The 18,170-nt window shown below is 64.7% G+C and carries 13 protein-coding genes; 7 read left to right on the top strand and 6 right to left on the bottom strand.

Going from position 1 to position 18,170, the window contains the following annotated elements:
• Positions 1 to 83: 83 nt before the first annotated feature.
• Positions 84 to 1,208 carry an aminotransferase class I/II-fold pyridoxal phosphate-dependent enzyme gene (locus L2Y97_RS18340; RefSeq protein WP_247429495.1) on the bottom strand — a complete coding sequence of 375 codons (1,125 nt, stop codon included), beginning with the start codon at positions 1,206 to 1,208 and terminating at the stop codon, positions 84 to 86.
• A gap of 123 nt (positions 1,209 to 1,331) precedes the next feature.
• On the opposite strand from L2Y97_RS18340, the gene L2Y97_RS18335 reads away from it, so the two are divergent.
• From L2Y97_RS18335 to ku, 3 genes are all read left to right on the top strand, one after another.
• Positions 1,332 to 2,207 (top strand): EamA family transporter, encoded by an 876-nt coding sequence (locus L2Y97_RS18335; RefSeq protein WP_247429492.1) that lies wholly within the window; start codon positions 1,332 to 1,334, stop codon positions 2,205 to 2,207.
• Between the two features lie 934 nt (positions 2,208 to 3,141).
• Positions 3,142 to 5,046, top strand: a complete 1,905-nt coding sequence (locus L2Y97_RS18330; protein WP_247429491.1) for a CocE/NonD family hydrolase — start codon at positions 3,142 to 3,144, stop codon at positions 5,044 to 5,046.
• Between the two features lie 201 nt (positions 5,047 to 5,247).
• Entirely contained in the window at positions 5,248 to 6,201 is a 954-nt protein-coding gene (gene ku / locus L2Y97_RS18325) for a non-homologous end joining protein Ku (protein WP_247429490.1), read from the top strand.
• A gap of 100 nt (positions 6,202 to 6,301) precedes the next feature.
• Here the strand turns inward: ku and L2Y97_RS18320 are convergent, their stop codons facing one another.
• From L2Y97_RS18320 to L2Y97_RS18305, 4 genes are all read right to left on the bottom strand, one after another.
• Positions 6,302 to 7,522, bottom strand: a complete 1,221-nt coding sequence (locus tag L2Y97_RS18320; protein ID WP_247429488.1) for an AGE family epimerase/isomerase — start codon at positions 7,520 to 7,522, stop codon at positions 6,302 to 6,304.
• Positions 7,519 to 8,508, bottom strand: a complete 990-nt coding sequence (locus L2Y97_RS18315; RefSeq protein ID WP_247429486.1) for a carbohydrate kinase family protein — start codon at positions 8,506 to 8,508, stop codon at positions 7,519 to 7,521. Before L2Y97_RS18315 ends, L2Y97_RS18320 begins: the two co-directional genes overlap by 4 nt.
• Before the next feature lie 72 nt (positions 8,509 to 8,580).
• Positions 8,581 to 9,906 (bottom strand): L-fucose:H+ symporter permease, encoded by a 1,326-nt coding sequence (fucP, locus tag L2Y97_RS18310; protein WP_425492782.1) that lies wholly within the window; start codon positions 9,904 to 9,906, stop codon positions 8,581 to 8,583.
• A gap of 20 nt (positions 9,907 to 9,926) precedes the next feature.
• On the bottom strand, positions 9,927 to 10,976 hold the full coding sequence (locus L2Y97_RS18305; protein WP_247429484.1) for a LacI family DNA-binding transcriptional regulator: 1,050 nt from the start codon (positions 10,974 to 10,976) through the stop codon (positions 9,927 to 9,929).
• A gap of 166 nt (positions 10,977 to 11,142) precedes the next feature.
• On the opposite strand from L2Y97_RS18305, the gene L2Y97_RS18300 reads away from it, so the two are divergent.
• The 4 genes from L2Y97_RS18300 to L2Y97_RS18285 all read left to right on the top strand — a co-directional run bounded on the left by L2Y97_RS18300 (position 11,143) and on the right by L2Y97_RS18285 (position 17,444).
• On the top strand, positions 11,143 to 13,488 hold the full coding sequence (locus tag L2Y97_RS18300; protein WP_283248291.1) for a GH92 family glycosyl hydrolase: 2,346 nt from the start codon (positions 11,143 to 11,145) through the stop codon (positions 13,486 to 13,488).
• A gap of 134 nt (positions 13,489 to 13,622) precedes the next feature.
• The gene (locus tag L2Y97_RS18295; protein ID WP_247429482.1) at positions 13,623 to 15,422 is read left to right on the top strand and encodes a sensor histidine kinase; all 1,800 of its coding nucleotides are present in this window, start codon (positions 13,623 to 13,625) and stop codon (positions 15,420 to 15,422) included.
• Positions 15,419 to 15,865: a response regulator gene (locus L2Y97_RS18290; protein WP_247429480.1), complete on the top strand. Its 447-nt coding sequence runs from the start codon at positions 15,419 to 15,421 to the stop codon at positions 15,863 to 15,865. Before L2Y97_RS18295 ends, L2Y97_RS18290 begins: the two co-directional genes overlap by 4 nt.
• Before the next feature lie 16 nt (positions 15,866 to 15,881).
• Positions 15,882 to 17,444 (top strand): response regulator, encoded by a 1,563-nt coding sequence (locus tag L2Y97_RS18285; protein WP_247429478.1) that lies wholly within the window; start codon positions 15,882 to 15,884, stop codon positions 17,442 to 17,444.
• Between the two features lie 69 nt (positions 17,445 to 17,513).
• Here the strand turns inward: L2Y97_RS18285 and L2Y97_RS18280 are convergent, their stop codons facing one another.
• A complete protein-coding gene (locus tag L2Y97_RS18280) occupies positions 17,514 to 17,981 on the bottom strand; it encodes a hypothetical protein (RefSeq protein WP_247429476.1) in 468 nt (155 codons plus the stop codon).
• Positions 17,982 to 18,170 lie beyond the last annotated feature (189 nt).

Raw genomic sequence — 18,170 nt, 5'->3', positions numbered from 1 at the left:
ACCCTGTGGGCGACATCTTCTCGCGAACAAGCCGCAGGACCTGTCGCGATGTGGCGAAGAGATGTCACCCACAGGGTGGGCTCCTACACCAGGTGTGCTTCGAGGGCCGCGACGGCCTCCGCACCATCCGCGCGGCCAAAGCCGATGCGGAAGCGTTCCGGCGGTGTGGGCCCCAGTGACGATACGTAGTTCGATGCCGGCAACAGCAACACGCCACTGCGCTCGGCAAGGCCCGCGGAGAATGCTTCGACCCCTTCCGCCCCGAGATACCGCGGATACGCCACGCAACCCCCATCGGGCCGGTACCACGTGAACCGGTCGGTGTGCCGCGCGAAGAATGCATCCAGCATCGCCAGGTTGGCATCGATGATCGCCGTGTTCCGCGCCAGGATCCGCTCGCGCGCTTTCAGCGCGATAAGGGCCAGCTGTTCCGACGGGCCGGCGTTACATATCGACAGGTAGTGCTTATACCGCTCCATGCGCTGCAGCAGCCCGCGATCGGCACAGGCGATCCAGCCGATACGCAGGCCGGGTAACCCGTACGCTTTCGACATCACGCCCAGCGAAAGCCCGCGCTCGTAAACATCGGCGGCCTGCGGCAGGAACACGGTGCCGGTCGGGCCGAGCGGCCGGTACACCTCATCACTGAACAGCCACAGGCCGTGTTTGCGGCAAAGGGCGACCAGCGCATCGAAGCGGTCACGCTCGAGGATCTTGCCGGTGGGGTTGTGCGGAAAGTTGATGGACACCAGGCGGGTGTTCGGGCGGATCGCGGCGGCCACCCGGTCGATATCCAGCGACCAGTGGTCATCCGGATCCAGTGGCACACCCGTTACCTCGCCGATGGCGAGCGGCAACGTCTCCGCCGATTGGTAGTTGGGGGTGACCACGATCGTATGGTCGCCGTGCTCCAGCAGCACGCGCATGGCGATGTACAGGCCTTCCTCGGCGCCCGCGAAGCAAAGAATGTCATCCGCGGTGCGCTGCTCGTACGTGCCTGCGATGGCCTCGCGCAGTGCGGGCGCGCCGTACGTCGGCGTGTAGCCCAGGTGCAGTTGTTCAAATGCCTCGCGGTCACCGGGCGACGCCATGGCCAGAAGCTCTTCGATACGCAGGCTTTGTGCATCCGAGGCGGTGAGGTTGTAGCGCGCGGCAAATTCCCAGCGCGAGAACCAGGTTTCGAGGTTGAAGTCGGGGAGGGTGGTCATGGATAGACTATATGTCCATATGAAACACAATGTCTACACTGGCGGCAGCCGTTGCCTGCGGAGAAAAACAGCTCGTCCCGAATGGCATAAGCCTGCGCCACGTGCGTCGGATACAGTGCATGGATGGAAGCCCACAAATCCCCCTGGCTGCCCGCGCTTGCCGTGCTCGGGTCGGTCACGTCGCTGTGCATCGGCACGTCATTCGCCAAGAAGCTGTTCCCGCTGGTCGGCGCGGAGGGCACCTCGGCCCTGCGCGTTGGCTTTTCCGCCCTGGTGCTGCTGGCGTTCTGGCGGCCGTGGCGCTGGCCGCTGAGCCGCCGCGATGCCGGCTTCGTCATCCGCTATGGCCTGACGCTGGGCGTGATGAACCTGCTGTTCTACATGGCCCTGCGCACCATTCCCTTCGGCCTGGCCGTCGCCATTGAATTCAGCGGCCCGCTGGCCGTGGCCATGTTGTCATCGCGGCGCGCGGTGGATTTCGTGTGGTTGGCAAGCGCGATCACGGGCCTGGCCATGCTGTTGCCGCTTGGCCAGCAAAGCACGCTGGATCCCACTGGCGTCATGTTCGCCCTGGGCGCCGCGGTGTGCTGGGCGTTGTACATCCTGTTCGGCAAACAGGCCGGACACCTGCACGCCGGGCATTCGGTGTCGCTGGGCCTGGTGGCGGCGAGCCTCGTCGTGGTGCCGTTTGGCGTGGCACACGCCGGTGCCAGCTTGCTCGATCCGGGCATCCTCGCGGCTGGCGTGGGTATCGCCATCGTTTCCAGTGCGATTCCCATGTCGCTGGAAATGATGGCCCTGAAGCGGCTGCCCAGCCAGACGTTCGGGATCATGGTGAGCCTGGAGCCCGCGGTCGCGTCGCTGCTGGCCATGCTGTTGCTCGGTGAGCACCTGACCGGCCACCAGTGGCTCGCGATCGGGTTCATTGTGCTGGCCTCCATCGGCAGCACGATCACGGCCCGCCGGGCCCGCCCCGAAGCCGTCGAACTCGCTGGCTAGGCGTGACGCCCTTCGCGGACGGCCAGTTTGTCAACCATCACGTGTCGTGTGCTGTGACCTCGTTCATAGGAATTCAGCCGCCGTTGCCGACGTTCCCCGGCGTGTTCGGTGCTTTTCCTGCGAGATCGCGGGGTGGGCGCATTTCACCAAATGACGCGCTTTTAGGCATATGCGTTCAGTTTGCCGGTCGGGCTGGCCCGCGCCGTGGGGACGCTCGGCGTATACGGCATGTCATAATGCCAACTTAACCATGACAAGTCTGGGGGCTAGCCCCGTGCGTGAAGACGCGTTTATTCTGAAAATGGCTGGGAACGCGTCTGCGCCGGGTAGCCTGCAGGACTCGCTTCGCCATTGTCGTTGAACCCTAGACGCGGTTATCTTCGGATAGGTACGTCCAGGGTGTTAGATCGATAAATCCGCAAATGCGGTGGTAGCCGTGGAGGGTTCCGCCTTTGGTGGTGGGGTATCCACTACCGCATTTGCTTCATAAAAACATTTTGAGGAGCCACACACCATGAAGTTTGCCCCGATTGCCGCTCTCGCCCTCATCGCCGTCGCCGCCCTCTCGGGCTGCAACAAGAGCGAAGACAACGCTGCTGCCCCGGCTGCTGACACCGCCCCGGCTGCTGCTGCTACCGCTCCGGCTGCTGCTCCGGCTGCTGAGGCTCCGGCTGCTGCTTCGACCGCTCCGGCTGCTGACGCTGCTGCCCCGGCCGCCGCTTCGACGGCTGCTCCGGCTCCGGCTTCGACCGCTGCTGGCCAGTAATGGCTGACGACCTGGGTGCCGCAAGGCGCCCAGGTCGACAAGAAGACGCCGCCCCCGTGCGGCGTTTTTTTTTGCCCGCGGCCGGTGTGACCACTGGGCATGGTGTGCGTGGCGTGGATCGGGCAGGCTAGGGCGGTTGTGTCGTCCCACTGCCACAGGAACCGCTCCATGACCCGTCGCACGCTGCCGTACTCGCTTCTTGCCCTTTCCCTCGCTGTCGCCGCTGGCCTTGCCGCCGCGCAGACGGCGCCCATGACCCCGGATATCCCGGCGAAGTACGAGGCGCCGACCGCGGCGAACGACTTCATCAAGCGCGTCGTGGAAATCCCCATGCGCGATGGCGTGACGCTGCACACCGTCATCGTGATCCCCAAGGGCGCGAAGCACGCTCCCATCCTTCTGACCCGCACGCCGTACAACGCCGATGGCCGCGCGGCCCGCAGCGACGCCCACACCATGCGCGACCTGCTGCCCCAGGGCGATGAGGTGTTCGTGGATGCCGGCTACATCCGCGTGTTCCAGGATGTCCGCGGCAAGTACGGCTCCAAGGGCGATTACGTGATGACCCGCCCGCTGATCGGCCCGCTCAACGACACCAAGGTGGACCACTCCACCGATGCGTACGACACGATCGACTGGCTGGTGAAGAACCTGCCCGAATCCAACGGCAAGGTCGGCATGCTCGGTTCCTCGTACGAGGGCTTCACCGTGGTCATGGCGCTGGTGAACCCGCACCCGGCGCTCAAGGTAGCGGCCCCGGAAAGCCCCATGGTGGATGGCTGGATGGGTGACGACTGGTTCCACTACGGCGCCTACCGCCAGACCAACTTCGATTACTTCACCGGCCAGACCGCGAAGACCGGCAAGGGCAGCGAGATCACCCGCGCCGGTTACGATGATTACGAGAACTTCCTGCGCGCCGGCTCCGCGGGCGACTACGCGCGTGCCGCAGGTCTCGACCAGCTGCCCTACTGGCGCAAGGTGAGCGAGCACCCGGCCTACGACGCGTTCTGGTCCAACCAGGCGCTGGACAAGGTCATGGCGCAGCAGCCACTGAAGGTGCCGACCATGTGGCTGCAGGGCCTGTGGGACCAGGAAGACATGTGGGGCGCGATCCACAGCTACGAAGCCGTGGAGCCGAAGGACAAGGCCAACGACAAGAACTACCTGGTGATGGGCCCGTGGCGGCACAGCCAGGTGAACTACGGGGCGGATTCGCTCGGCGCGCTGAACTGGGATGGCGATACCGCCCTGCAGTTCCGCCGCGATGTGTTGCTGCCCTTCTTCAACCAGTACCTGGTGGATGGCGCGCCCAAGGCGAACACGCCGCCGGTCTTCATCTACAACACCGGCGAAAACCACTGGGATCGCTTCAAGTCGTGGCCGCAGGCCAAGGGCACGAAGCCGCTGTACCTGGAGGCGAACGGCGCGCTGTCGTTCACCGCCCCGGCCGCCGATGCGGCGAAGTTCGATGAGTACGTCTCCGATCCCGCCAAGCCGGTACCGTATGTGCCGCGCCCGGTGCACTTCGCCGATCGCCAGTCGTGGACCACCTGGCTGGTGCACGACCAGCGCTTCGTCGATGGCCGCCCGGACGTGCTTACCTACGTCACCGAACCGTTGACCGTACCGCTGCGCGTGGCGGGTGCCCCGCAGGTGAACCTGTACGCCTCCACCAGCGGCACGGACAGCGACTGGGTGGTGAAGCTGATCGACGTGTACCCGGATACGGACGCATCGAACCCGACCATGGGTGGCTATGAGTTGTCGGTCTCGATGGACATCTTCCGCGGCCGCTACCGCGAAAGCTTCAGCGAGCCGAAGGCGCTCACCCCGAACACGCCGCTGCAGTACAAGTTCGGCCTGCCGACGGTGAACCACACGTTCCTGCCGGGCCACCGGGTCATGGTGCAGGTGCAGTCCAGCTGGTTCCCGCTGTACGACCGCAACCCGCAAACCTTCGTGCCGAACATCTTCTTCGCCAAGCCCACCGATTACGTGAAGGCCACCCAGCAGGTATGGCATACGCCCGGCCAGGCCAGCGCGATCGAGCTGCCGGTGGTCAGCCCGTAAGCAGGCCTCCTTTCGAAGGCCGTAGGAGCCCACCCTGTGGGCGACATCTTTTCGCCAAAACGCGACAGGCCCTCTGGCTCCCTCGCGAAAAGATATCGCCCACAGGGTGGGCTCCTACACGGTGATGGAATGCCTGGCGCCACATTTCCTCCACACGCCCGGCGCGATGCTCAAGGGCCCCTCTGCTAGAGGATCGCCCCCATGGCCCGCCCCATCTGGACCGGCACCTTGTCCTTCGGCCTGCTCAACGTCCCCATCCGCCTGATGACGGGCGAGCGCCGCACTGATATCCACTTCCGCATGCTCGACCAGCGTGACAACACGCCGGTGCGCTACGAGCGGGTGAACGCCGAGACCGGTGAAGAAGTGCCGTGGAAGGACATCGTCAAGGCCTTCGAGTACCAGAAGGGCAACTACGTGGTGCTGGAGGAGGAAGACATCCGCAGCGCCGCCAGCGATGTCCACGAGACGGTGGAGATCGATAGCTTCGTGGATGCCGGTTCGATCGCGCCGGCCTATTTCGAGAAGCCGTACGTACTGGCCCCGGCCAAGAAAGCGGAGAAGGGCTACGTGCTGCTGCGCGAGACCCTGAAGAAGACCGGCAAGGTCGGCATCGGCCGGGTGGTGATCCGCACCCGTGAATACCTCGCGGCGGTGATCCCCGATGGCGATGCGCTGCTGTTGAACATCCTGCGTTACCAGGCCGAGCTGGTGGATCCCGAGGAATATGGACTGCCGACAAAAGAGGCCGCGTCGTACCGGATCACAGCGAAAGAAATCGAGATGGCCTCCGACCTGGTGAAGTCCATGGCCGGCAAGTGGAAACCCGATGACTACCGCGATGATTTCCGCGACAAGCTGCGCAAGGCGATCGAAAAGCGCCTGAAGAGCAAGGGCGTGACCACGGCCGTGGATGACGATGATGAGCACGTGCCCGAACACGCCACGACCAACGTGGTCGATTTCATGGAACTGCTGAAGAAGAGCATCGGCGCGAAGAAGCGCACGCCGGCGGCGAAGAGCTCGACGAAAGCCGCGCCCGCGAAGAAAGCCGCTGCGAAAAAGGCCCCCGCAAAGAAAACGGCGGCCAAAAAGGCCGCCGCTAAAAACACCCCCGCGCGCAAAGCGCCCACAAAAAAGAGGCGCTCCGCGTAGGAGCCCACCCTGTGGGCGACATCTTTCGCTACATCGCCGCAGGTTCTATGGCGCTATCGTGAAAGATGTCGCGCACAGGGTGCGCTCTTACCAGGGCGCGTTATGCGCCCTGCATGCGACGCAGCGAGGCCATCACTTCGTAGCAAGCGCCCATCGTGTGATAGTCGGTCTTGCCGGCCGGGCTCTTCTCGTCGTCGTACTTCTTGTTGTCGCGAGTGAGGATGCGGTACCACGCGCCGTATGTGTGATCGACGAAGTGCTCCCAGCTATACGCCCAGATCTTCTCGTACCACTCGTCGTACTTCGTATCGCCGGTGGTTTCGAACAGCAGCTGCGCGGCGGCCAGGGATTCGGCCTGCACCCAGAAGTACTTGTCGTCATCGCACACATCGCCTTCGGGCGAGAAGCCGTAGGCGATGCCGCCGTATTCCTTGTCCCAGGCCTTGTCCAGCGCCTCGTCGAACAGGTGGCGGGCGGTGGGCACCAGCCACGCCTTATGGCGCGCCGTCCCCTTGGTGTAACGCTCCAGCATCATGAGCAGCTTGGCCCATTCGGTCTGGTGGCCGGGCTGGAAACCCCACGGGCGGAACAGGTGCTTGGGATTGTCCAGGTTGTATTCCCAGTCAATCGTCCAGTTCTCGTGGTAGTGCTCCCAGATCAGCTTCTGCGGGGTAAGGCCCGCCTGGCGCTGGGTCATGTGCTCGGCCAGCAGCAGGGCGCGATCGAGGTAACGATCTTCCTTCGTGGCTTCCCACGCGGCGATCATGGCCTCGCACATGTGCATGTTGGCGTTCTGGCCGCGGTAACCGGTGAAGTTCCAGTCCTTGTCCGCCTCGTCGCGGTACAGGCCCGGGCCGGCTTCCCAGTAGCGCTTCTCGAGCAGGTCCCAGATCTCGCCCTGCCAGGCGCGGGCTTCATCGAAGCCCACCTTCACGCCGCACGAGTAGGCCAGCAGCATGAAGGCCAGGCCGTAGCAGTGGTTCATCTGGTCGTCGCGCTGGCCATCCTTGATGGTCCACGCGTAACCGCCCGTTGCCGGGTTCAGGTGGACCTCGCGCAGGTACTTCAGGCCGTGCATGGTGAGTGCCTTGTCTTCGGGCTTGCCGAATTCAAGGAAGGCCATGGCGTGGTTGAACACGAAGCGCGTGCTCGAGACGAGGTGGCGGTCCACCCGGTCGTACACCGAACCATCGTCCTTGTAGTACTGGAAGAAGCCGCCGGCCGTGTCGACTTCGTTCGGCGCGTAGAACTTCATCGTGGTGGCGACGTGCTCGCGCAGCACATCCACGTTGTGGAAATCGGGGAGGGGGACGTTCGTCATGCGTGCTTCTCCATAAAGGCCGCAACTTCGGCCTGGTCGGGAATGGCGGTGAACGAGCCTTTGCGGGTGGCCGTGATGGCACCGCAGGCCGCGGCGAAGCGGACAAGGCTGGTAAGGCGGGCCTCGTCGGCCACCAGGGCATCCAGGTCGGCGTGCGTGGTGCCTTCGGCGGCCAGGCGCGCGAGCATGCCACCCACGAACGCGTCGCCCGCGGCGGTCGTATCCACGGCATCGACCGTGTAGCCGTTGATGGTGCCGTTGCCCGTGCGGGTGAACCAGCGCATCGGCGCAGGGCCATCGGTGATCAGCAGCAGGCGGGCCTTGCCCTCCCACAGGCGCTTCATCACGGCCTCGTCGGAGCCGGCGCCAGCGTGGATCACCGCGAACTCTTCGGCGCTCAGCTTGATCACGTCGGCTTCGGAAAGCGTCTGCCACAGGCGCGACAGCTGCTCATCCTGTTCCTTGCCCTTGGGCCACAGGGCCGGGCGCAGGTTCATGTCGAAGCTGACCAGCGCACCGGCGGCGCGGGCGCGGCGCATGCCTTCCACCGTGGTTTCCGCGATGGCGCCCTCGGTGAGCGAATTGGAACAGACGTGGAAAATGGCGACATCGTCGAACGCTTCCTTGCGGAAGTGCTCGGGACGGAACAGCAAGTCCGCCGCCGGAGGGCGGTAGAAGCTGAAGCTGCGATCACCCTTGTCATCGTGCGCCACGAACGCCAGCGCGGTACGCGCTTCGTCGGTGCGGGCGATGTCCTCGGTGCCGACACCGAGATCGGTGAGGCTCTTGAGCAGGAAATCACCAAACATGTCGCGGGCGAGCATGCCGGCAAAGCGGGCGCGAGCGCCGAGCAGTGCGGCAGCGACCGCGACATTGGCGGGAGCGCCGCCGGCAAACGGAACGAAGGCGGGAGGCTGACCGGCGCCGCCCTGGGGCTGTGCGTGGAAATCGATCAGCGCCTCGCCGAAGCAGAGGATTGAAGACATGCGTACGGCCTGTCCTTGGTGCGGTTGAAAACGCGACGGCCGGCGGGCGCCGGCCGTCGCCATGGAAGGTCCTTAACGGGCGGCGACAGGCGTGCCGCGAACCTTGGAGCCGGAAAGGCCGAAGAACACGATGTAGGCGTAGCAGATCAGCGGGATGAAGAACGCATGCTGCAGGCCGATCTGGTCGGCGATCACGCCCTGGATCCAGGGGATCAGCGCGCCGCCGACGATGGCCATGATCAGCAGGGCCGAGGCCTTGCCGGTCAGCGGGCCCATGCGCTCGATGCCCAGCGAGAAGATCGTCGGGAACATGATCGAGTTGAACAGGCCGATGGCCACGATGCTGTACGTGGCGATGAAGCCCGTGGTCACCATGGTGGTGATCACCAGCAGCACGTTGATCACGGCGAACACCGCCAGCAGCTTGCGCGGCGAGAACTTGGCCAGCAGGGCCGAGCCGATGAAGCGGCCAACCATCGCGCCGCCCCAGTAGAACGCCACGTGGTTGGCGGCGACCGGGCCGGTCATGTTGCCGATCTCCGGCAGCTGCAGGTAGTTGATCATGAAGCTGCCGATCGACACTTCGCCGCCGACGTAGAAGAAGATGCCGAGCACGCCGAAGAACACGTGCGGGGTCTTCAGGGCATCCATCAGCGAGTGCTGGCCTTCATCGGCCTTCTCGGTGGTTTCTTCCAGCTTCGGCAGGTTGAACAGGTACACGCCGATGGCGAGCAGCACCAGCACCACGGCCAGGCCGATGTACGGGCCCTGCACAGAGGCGGCTTCGTGCGCGCGGTAGGTGACCTGCTCGGCGGCCGAAAGCTTGGCCACGTCGGCGCTGGACTTCACTTCGTTCGACAGGATCAGCACGCCGCCGAAGAACGGGGCGAGGAAGGTACCGAACGAATTGAGCGCCTGGGCGAGGGTAAGACGGCTGGAGGCGGTCTTCTCGGGGCCCAGCAGGGCGACGTACGGGTTGGCGGCGACCTGCAGCACGGTGATACCCGTGGCCAGGATGAACAGCGCGCCGAGGAAGAACTCATACACGCGCAGGCCAGCGGCCGGCCAGAACAGCGCAGCGCCGATACCGGTGATGATCAGGCCGGCGACGATGCCCTTCTTGTAGCCCAGGGCGTTCACCAGCTTGCCGGCGGGCAGCGACATGATGAAGTACGCGCCGAAGAAGGTGAACTGGATGAGCAGCGCCTGCGCATAGTTCAGCTCGAACACCGCCTTGAGGTGCGGGATCAGGATGTCGTTAAGGCAGGTGATGAAGCCCCACATGAAAAAGATCGTGGTCATCACGCCCAGGGCGAGCGGGAAATACGTGTAACGGGTGTCGCCCGGGGTCGACGCGGCGGACGACGAATTGGGCAATGGCGTGGAACCGGTGGCCATGGGGCGCTCCATTGGTTTGGTTAGGGGGAGGACGGGGCGCAGCTGCTTTCGCGTACGACGAGCCGCACGGGCGCGATCGTATAGGCTGTGTCCGTCTCGGGATTGCGAAGTCTTTCCAGAATGAGTTCGGCACTGCGCCGGCCCAGGCCGCGCGGATCCACCGCGACGGTGGTGAGGGGCGGGACGCACACCGAGGCTTCGGCGACGTCATCGAAGCCGGTGAGGGCGAAATCTTCGCCCGGCCGCCGGCCCCGTTTGGTCAGGCCAAGCATAAGCCCAAGCGCCACGGCATCGTTGTAGCAAACCGCCGCCGTCGGCGCGGGGTCGCGCGCGAACAGCGCACCGGTCTGCCGTGCGGCCTCAAGGCGGGTGGGGGCGCTTTCGATGAGCCATGCCGGGTCGACCTTCAGGCCGGCTTCCTTCATGGCGTTGGCGTAGCCGCGGCGGCGCTGTTCCACCGAGCTGGAATCGCGGTGGCCGCCGAAGAAGGCGATGCGCTGGTGGCCCAGCTCGATCAGGTGCTGCGTGGCGAGGCGCGCACCGTGCTCGTTATCCATCTCCAGGGTGTCCCAGCGATGGGTGCCTTCGTCATCGGGCAGCTCGCGGTTGAACACCAGCAGCGGGGTATGCATGCCCACCGCGCTGAGCACCCGTTCGCCATCGCTGCCTTCGGCCGGGGAAAGGATGATGCCGGCGGGGCCGTGCTCGATCATGGAGTTGAGCACCGCCTGCTGGCGCTCGGGCGATTCGCCGGTGTTGCCCAGCAGGGTGACGTACCCGGCGCTGGCCAGGGTTTCGTCGGCCCCGGCGGCGAATTCGGCGAAGAAGGGGTTGCCCAGGTCGTTGATGACCAGGCCGATGCTCGAGGAGGTACGCCGGCGCAGGTTGGCGGCCGCCCGGTTATAGACGTAGCCTTGGCGCTTGAGTTCGGCCTCCACCCGGGCCCGGGTGGCCGAGTTCACCAGGGGGCTGCCGCGCAGCACCAGTGAAACGGTGGCCCGCGAGACATCGCAACCCTGGGCGATGTCGGCCAGCGTTACCTTGCGGCGCTGCGGGGTTGTCCTCGCCATCGTGACTCCTTCAAACGATCTAAACCGCGCGATCATCGCGCGATAAGCCAAGGGATACATCACGCACTGCAACATGCGTGGCTGCGCTATCTTTGCTACGTTCGACGTGTTTGTCACGATCCAAATGATCGGGACGTGCTTTCAGTCCATCCCCGGGGAGATTCCGATGTCGAGTTCCACGCGCCTGCGCCGCGGCCTGCTGGCCGCCGCCCTGTCTCTTGCCCTGCCTGCCCTGGCCATGGCGGCCACGGCTGACAAGGGCTCCAGCGCCTGGTCGGCGGTGGATCCGATGATCGGTACGGGCGGCGATGGCCATACCTTCCCCGGCGCCACGGTGCCGTTCGGCATGGTGCAGCTCTCCCCCGATACGGCCATGCCGGACTTCAAGCACGCCTATAAGTGGGCTGCCGGCTACCAGTACGGCGACTCGAGCATCCTGGGTTTCTCGCATACGCACTTCTCCGGCAGCGGCCACTCCGACCTGGGCGATGTACTGGTCATGCCCATCGCCGGCGATGTGAAGCTGGACCCTGGCTCCCCCGACCAGCCCGGCAGCGGCTATCGCTCGCGGTTCTCCCATGCGAGCGAAAAGGCCGAGGCAGGTTACTACGCGGTTACCCTCAGCGACTACGACGTTCGCGCCGAACTGACGGCAAATGCGCGCGTGGGCTTCCACCGCTACACCTTCCCCAAGGGCAAGCCGGCCCACGTGCTGCTCGACCTGCGCCCCAGCATTTACGACTACGAAGGCAAGGTGTTGTGGTCCAGCCTGCGCGTGCGCCCCGATGGCACGGTGACCGGCGGCCGCGAAACCCGCGGCTGGGCGCCGGGCCGCCAGCTGTTCTTCGCCATGCGCTTCAACCAGCCCATGACCTCGCGCGAGCTGAAGAACCGCGAGGAAAAGATCGTCTATCGCGGCTTTGGCGGCCCGGGTAACCGCAACGATGACGTGGATGGCATCAGCGGCCGCGCGCTCGAGGGCGTGTTCGACTTCGGCAACCTCGATAAGCCGCTGATTGCCAAGGTGGCCATCTCGACGGTGAGCGAAGACAACGCCATCGCCAACCTGGACAAGGATGGCGCCGGCTTCGACTTTGACGCCCGCCGCGCCGATGCCCGCCAGCTGTGGGAAAAGACCCTCTCGGTGGTCGACCTGCAGGCCCCGGCCGAAACCCGCAAGACCTTCTACACCGCGCTGTACCACGCCATGCTCTCGCCCACGCTCAGCATGGACGTGAACGGCCAGTACCGTGGCCCGGATAACCAGGTGCACGACGCCAAGGGCTTCGACTTCTATTCCACCTGGTCGCTGTGGGACGTGTACCGCGCCCAGCAGCCGCTCATGACCCTGCTGGAGCCGAACAAGAGCAACGATTTCGTCAGCTCGCTGATCGCGGCCCGCGAGGCCAGCCCGTTCGGCATCCTGCCGGTGTGGGCGTATGGCGGCATGGAGACGTGGTGCATGATCGGCTACCACGCCGTGCCGGTCATCGCCGATGCCTACGTCAAGGGCATCCGCGGCTACGACGGCGGCAAGGCCCTGGAAGCCATGGTGGCCAGTGCCACCTACGGCCCGTACGGCGGCCTGGATGACTACATGAAGATCGGCTATGTGCCGATCGATCACCAGCCGGAAGCGGCCTCGAAGACCGTGGAATACGCGTTCGACGACTGGTCGCTGGCCCAGGCGGCCAAAGCCATGGGCAAGGACGATGTGGCCGCGACCTTCATGAAGCGCGCCGGCAACTGGAAGAACAGCTTCGATGCGAAGACCGGCTTCCTGCGTGCCCGCAAGGCCGATGGCAGCTACCGCGAGCCGTTCGATCCGTCCTCGGCCGCTTATGGCAGCGATTACACCGAAGGCAACGCGTGGCAGTACTCGTGGTACGTGCCGCAGGACGTGGCCGCGCTGATCCAGACCCTGGGCGGCAACGACGCCTTCGTGAAGAAGCTGGACTCGGTGTTCGATGCCAAGGTGGATCCCAAGTCGTTCGCGCACGTGGAAGACATCACCGGCCTGATCGGCTGGTACGCCCACGGCAATGAGCCGAGCCACCACGTGGCCTACCTGTACGATTACGCCGGCCAGCCCTGGAAGACCCAGGAGCGCCTGACCCAGATCATGAAGACCCAGTACACGCCGACCCCCACGGGCCTGGTGGGTAACGACGACCTCGGCCAGATGTCCGCCTGGTACGTGTTCAGCTCGCTCGGCTTCTACCCGGTGGCCCCGGGCAGTAGCCAGTACGTGATCGGCCGCCCGTTCGTGGAGAAGGCCACGCTGAACCTGCAGAACGGCAAGCGCTTCACCGTGTCGACCGACCACCTGGATGCCAAGCACCCGTATGTAGGCAAGGTCACGCTCAATGGCAAGGAGCTGGCCCGCACGTGGGTCACGCACGAGGAGCTGACCGCTGGTGGTGAGCTGCACTTCAGCATGCAGGCGGAGCCGTCGAAGTGGGGTACCGGGGCGGACGCTGCGCCGTACTCGATGAGCACGTCCGGTCACTAAGCGTCAAGCCATCCCCCCGTCACGGGGCCTTCACGGCCCCGTGGCGCCAATACCGCCTTTGACCTCAGGTATTGGCGCAGCGATTACAATGCCTTTTCACACCAGGCAGGAGTCGTCGTGGGGATGACGAAGGCATGATCAAACGCGTTGGAGTGCGCTGGCGCATCGTCGGCTTGTTAGCCGCGGTGCTGGTCAGCGTCGCTTTGCCTTACTTCATCACGCGCTCCAGTTCCGAGCAGGCACTGAGCTCGCGCGATTGGGTGACCCATACCGCCGATATCAAGGCCAGCATCTACCGGGCCGATGCGATCCTGCGTAGCAGCGAAGCCGCCGTGTATACGCTGGCCGCCGGCGGTACGCTGGACAAGGACCTGGAAGAACGCGCGCTCATGCCGGAGACCCGGCTGCCCGCCATCCTGGCGAGCCTGCGCGAAACCGTCGCCGATAACCCCGACCAGGTGGCCCGTATTGGCGGCCTGGAATCCGTCGCTAACGGCCGGTTGAAGCTGACCAAGGAAGCCCTTGAGCGGATCCGCGCGGGCGATCGCGCAGGGGCCTTCGCCATCATGGAAGACGCCCGGCAGATGTTCCCGTTCCGCGAGCGGGTGGTCGATATCCTGGCCGAAGAATCGAAGCTGCAGGAAGAGCGCCGCGCGAACGCGCGCGGCACCGCTACCGATAACCGCGTGGTGCTTGGCGTGGCCGCGCTGGCGCAGATCGCGCTGCTGGTTATCGTGGTCGTGGTCTCCGAACGGCAGATTTCGATCCGCCTGGCCGCCGAAACGCGCGAAGCGGAAGCGGTGAAGCGGTCGCAGCTCATCGTCCAGGCCGTACGCGAGCCCATCGTCATGCTCGATGGCGAGCTGCGCACGCTGTTGGTCAATGCGGCGTTCGCCGAGCTCTATGGCTACGACACCGATGACGAGCAGGCACACATGCCGCTGCGCTCGATCGGCAACGGCGCCTGGGATGACATGGCGCTGTTGCAACGGCTGAATGATGTGGTGGCACGCGATCGCGAGCTATGGGATTACGAACTCACCCAGCGCACTGTCGATGGCATCGACCGCTTCGTGGTGATCAATGCGCGGCGCATCGCGCTGCCCGATACCGATAGCCCAGCCGTCCTCATCACGGTGAGCGATATCACGGCGCGCGCCCTGGTCGAGCAGAAAGTGACCGAACTGAACCGCCAGCTCGAGGGCAAGGTGGAGCAGGTCTCGGATGTGAATCGCGAGCTGGAGGCTTTCAGCTATTCGGTCTCGCACGACTTGCGCGCCCCGCTGCGGCACATCTCAGGCTTTGCCGGCAAGCTCGAGGCGCATCTGGGTGACCAGGCGGACGACCGCGTGCGTCACTACATCGATGTGATCAGCAGCTCGTCGAAGCGCATGGCCCAGCTCATCGATGACCTGCTGGTGTTCTCACGCCTGGGCCGCGGCGCGCTGCGCCTGCAGCCGGTGGATATGCAATCGCTGGTGGATGAGGCACGTGCGCTGGTGGAAACCGATGCCCGCGATCGCCGCATCGAGTGGACCATCGCACCGCTGCCCATCGTCATTGGCGATGAAAACATGCTGCGCACGGTGTGGCAGAACCTGTTGGGCAACGCGGTGAAGTACACGGCCAATCGTGAGGTCGGCCGGGTTTCCATCGACGTCGAGCGAACCAGTACCGGTGACTACGAGTTTGCCGTGCGCGACAACGGCGCCGGTTTCGACATGCAATACGCAAGCAAACTGTTCGGCGTGTTCCAGCGCCTGCACCGCGCTTCGGAATTCCCCGGCAACGGCATTGGCCTTGCCAACGTGCGGCGCATCATCGCCCGCCATGGCGGCCGCACGTGGGCCGAGGGCGAGACCGACCGCGGTGCCACCTTCCACTTTTCACTGCCAGCGTCCGATATGCCGGGCGCACGCCTGGGTGACTCATGAACGATACCGATCTTCGCACCATCCTCCTTGTCGAGGATTCCCCGTTCGATGCCGAAATGGCGACCGAGGCGCTGATCAAGGCGAACCTCGCCAACCCCGTCGTGCACGTGGAGGACGGCGTGGATTGCATGGATTGGCTGAACCGCCGCGGCCGCTATGCCGATCGGCAGGAACAGGATCCGGCCGTGATCCTTCTCGACATCAAGATGCCGCGTAAGGATGGCCTGGAAGTGTTGAAGGAACTGCGCAGCGACGAGCGCTGGAAGCGCACGCCGGTGGTGATCCTTTCCTCCTCACGCGAGGAAAGCGACCTGGCCCGCAGCTGGGACCTGGGCGTGAACGCCTACGTGCTCAAGCCGGTGGACGCGCAGCAATTCTTCACGGCCGTGCAGACGCTCGGCCACTTCTGGGCAGTGCTCAATCAACGCCCAGGCGGCGAGTAAGGGGCGGTACGCACGCATGAACGCGCAGAGCGAGAAGGTCCGGATCCTGCAGGTCGAGGATAGTGAACTCGATGCGGAGCTGGTGTTGTCGGAGCTGGACGACGACGGCCTCGAGTACGAGGTGCGGCTGGTCGACGACGAGCCCGCGTATGTCGCGGCGCTGGACGAGTTCCGCCCCGATATCGTCCTCTCTGACCTGAGCATGCCGCACTTCAGTGGCGAGCGTGCGCTGCAGATCCTGCGTGCCCGGTCCATCGATCTGCCCTTTATTTTCATCTCGGCGACGCTGGGTGAAGAAGCAGCGATCGAAGCGCTGCGCAGTGGTGCGACCGATTACATCCTGAAACAGAACACCGCGCGCCTGGCATCGGCCGTGCGCCGTGCGCTGCGCGAAGCCGAAGAGTTGAAGGCGCGTGCGCGCGCAGAGCAGGAACTGATCCGTGCGCAGCGCTTCGAGAGCCTGGCGTTGCTGGCGGGTGGGTTGTCGCACGACCTGCGCAACCTGCTGCAGCCGTTGCTGCTGGCCGGCGATACGCTGGAAGACTACGCGGACGACCCGCGCCTGGCCCGCCTTGGCGCCCTGGTGCGCGATTGCGGTCGCCGCGGCCTGGAGATGGTCTCGTCGATGCTTTCGTTCGCGCGTGGCGCGCGCCGTGCCGAGCAAGTGAAGCTGGGGGCGCTGACTGATGCGTTGAAGCTTTTGCTACAGGGCAGCGTGCCGCGCACGATCCAGATGCAGGTGGATGTTTACGACCCTGATGTGGCGTTCGAGGGTAACCACACCGAACTGCAACAGTGCCTGTTGAACCTGACCCTCAACGCGATCCAGGCCATGCCCGAAGGTGGCAGCCTGCGCATCGAGACGTCGCAGGTCACCCTGGCCGATGATTTCTTCAGTGAGGATGAAAGCCGCACGCCCGGCCGTTACCTCAAGCTTTCGGTGATCGATTCCGGCGCGGGCATGTCGCCGGAAGTGCTGCAACGACTGTTCGAGCCGTTCTTCACCACCAAGGAATCCGGCACGGGCCTGGGCCTGCTTTCGTGCAAGCGCATCGTCGCGAGCCACGGTGGCTTGATGCGCGTGCGGAGCAAGCTGGGGGAGGGCACCGAGTTCCACCTGTACCTGCCCTTGGGCGTGGAAGAGAGTGACCTGGGCGAGATGCCGGTACTCGAGCCCTACCTGCAGGGCGAGGCCGAGCGCGTGCTGGTAGTGGTCGAAGAGGCGGTACAGCTATCGCTGTTGACCGACACCCTGGACACTTACGGCTACCAGGCCGGCGCGAGCCAAAGCGGCACGGCCGCGCTGCAGTGGATCGAAGCCCACGGCGTGCCCGACCTCGTGGTGATGGACGCGGACATGAACCTGTTCACCGGCGTGCGCACGCTCGCCGCACTGCTCGAACACGGTTACAAGGGCGCGGTGCTGCTCCTCGCTCGCCCCAGTTCACCGCCCAACCTCGATGAGCTGCCCGACATCAAGCACCTCTACCTCATCGACAAGCCCATCCAGTCACGGGCGTTGCTGAAGAAGGTGCGCGAGGCGCTGGAAGCCAGCCAGGCAAGCATCAACGCCTCGTAACCTGCATCGCGCGCAAGCGCGCGATCGGTCCCGCGTCAGTCCATCCAATGGCGAACCCTGAATTCACCTTTAGGGCACGGTCCTTATCTCAGTGGGCGCATAAGCAAAATAAAAATCGCCCTCAAACGTCAGGCTCGCACACCAGCTCGGATTGGGGAACGGGCAGAGATACGTGTGCTGCGGAAAAGCGGCGATCATGGGCATGGCCTCAAGCACGTCCTCGATGTTCCCACGTATCGCGACGTTGACGAAGTTATCGCCTATCGCAACGATCTCGCCGCCGAGTCCATCGCGCTGGACGATGCCACGGACAAAGGCGGCAAACGCCTGTTGAACGTCAGGCCCGCGATCGCCGCCGCCCTTCATGTGGCCAGGGATGTCCCAGAAAGCGATACGGTTGATCGGGACGGGGAAAGCCGCGCCAAGCGCTTCGAACACGGGATCGGCTTTTCCCATAACCGCCAGCCGGCCTGATTCCAGGTAATCCTGCAGCGATGCGAGGACTTCGTCCTCAATGCTTTGAAATGGCACGACCATCCCTCATTGCGCTTGGTACGGGGCCTACGCGAAGTCGATCCAGCCCTCCATCGCCAACGATGCGCACCACGCCACCCTGGGGTAAGGGTAGATGTAAGTTTGCTGTGGGAACTCGAGGATTTGGAAGCCGACAGTATTGCAGCGATCGACGGTGTGCGCTATGTAGCTACGAATGACGGCAACGATTGA

Origin of the sequence: Luteibacter aegosomatissinici, from assembly GCF_023078495.1 — a bacterium.
Taxonomy (GTDB): domain Bacteria; phylum Pseudomonadota; class Gammaproteobacteria; order Xanthomonadales; family Rhodanobacteraceae; genus Luteibacter; species Luteibacter aegosomatissinici.
The sequence above is the reverse complement of the archived record's forward strand: the minus strand, read 5'-3'. Positions and strand labels throughout refer to the sequence as shown.

Excerpts from the sequence above, each read along its gene's own strand:
- L2Y97_RS18300 (WP_283248291.1), top strand. The coding sequence starts at position 11,143 with ATGTCGAGTTCCACGCGCCTGCGCCGCGGCCTGCTGGCCGCCGCCCTG.
- L2Y97_RS18335 (WP_247429492.1), top strand. The coding sequence starts at position 1,332 with ATGGAAGCCCACAAATCCCCCTGGCTGCCCGCGCTTGCCGTGCTCGGG.
- L2Y97_RS18305 (WP_247429484.1), bottom strand. The coding sequence starts at position 10,976 with ATGGCGAGGACAACCCCGCAGCGCCGCAAGGTAACGCTGGCCGACATC.
- L2Y97_RS18315 (WP_247429486.1), bottom strand. The coding sequence starts at position 8,508 with ATGTCTTCAATCCTCTGCTTCGGCGAGGCGCTGATCGATTTCCACGCA.
- L2Y97_RS18340 (WP_247429495.1), bottom strand. The coding sequence starts at position 1,208 with ATGACCACCCTCCCCGACTTCAACCTCGAAACCTGGTTCTCGCGCTGG.
- L2Y97_RS18285 (WP_247429478.1), top strand. The coding sequence starts at position 15,882 with ATGAACGCGCAGAGCGAGAAGGTCCGGATCCTGCAGGTCGAGGATAGT.
- fucP (WP_425492782.1), bottom strand. The coding sequence starts at position 9,906 with ATGGCCACCGGTTCCACGCCATTGCCCAATTCGTCGTCCGCCGCGTCG.
- L2Y97_RS18290 (WP_247429480.1), top strand. The coding sequence starts at position 15,419 with ATGAACGATACCGATCTTCGCACCATCCTCCTTGTCGAGGATTCCCCG.
- L2Y97_RS18280 (WP_247429476.1), bottom strand. The coding sequence starts at position 17,981 with ATGGTCGTGCCATTTCAAAGCATTGAGGACGAAGTCCTCGCATCGCTG.
- L2Y97_RS18295 (WP_247429482.1), top strand. The coding sequence starts at position 13,623 with ATGATCAAACGCGTTGGAGTGCGCTGGCGCATCGTCGGCTTGTTAGCC.
- ku (WP_247429490.1), top strand. The coding sequence starts at position 5,248 with ATGGCCCGCCCCATCTGGACCGGCACCTTGTCCTTCGGCCTGCTCAAC.
- L2Y97_RS18320 (WP_247429488.1), bottom strand. The coding sequence starts at position 7,522 with ATGACGAACGTCCCCCTCCCCGATTTCCACAACGTGGATGTGCTGCGC.
- L2Y97_RS18330 (WP_247429491.1), top strand. The coding sequence starts at position 3,142 with ATGACCCGTCGCACGCTGCCGTACTCGCTTCTTGCCCTTTCCCTCGCT.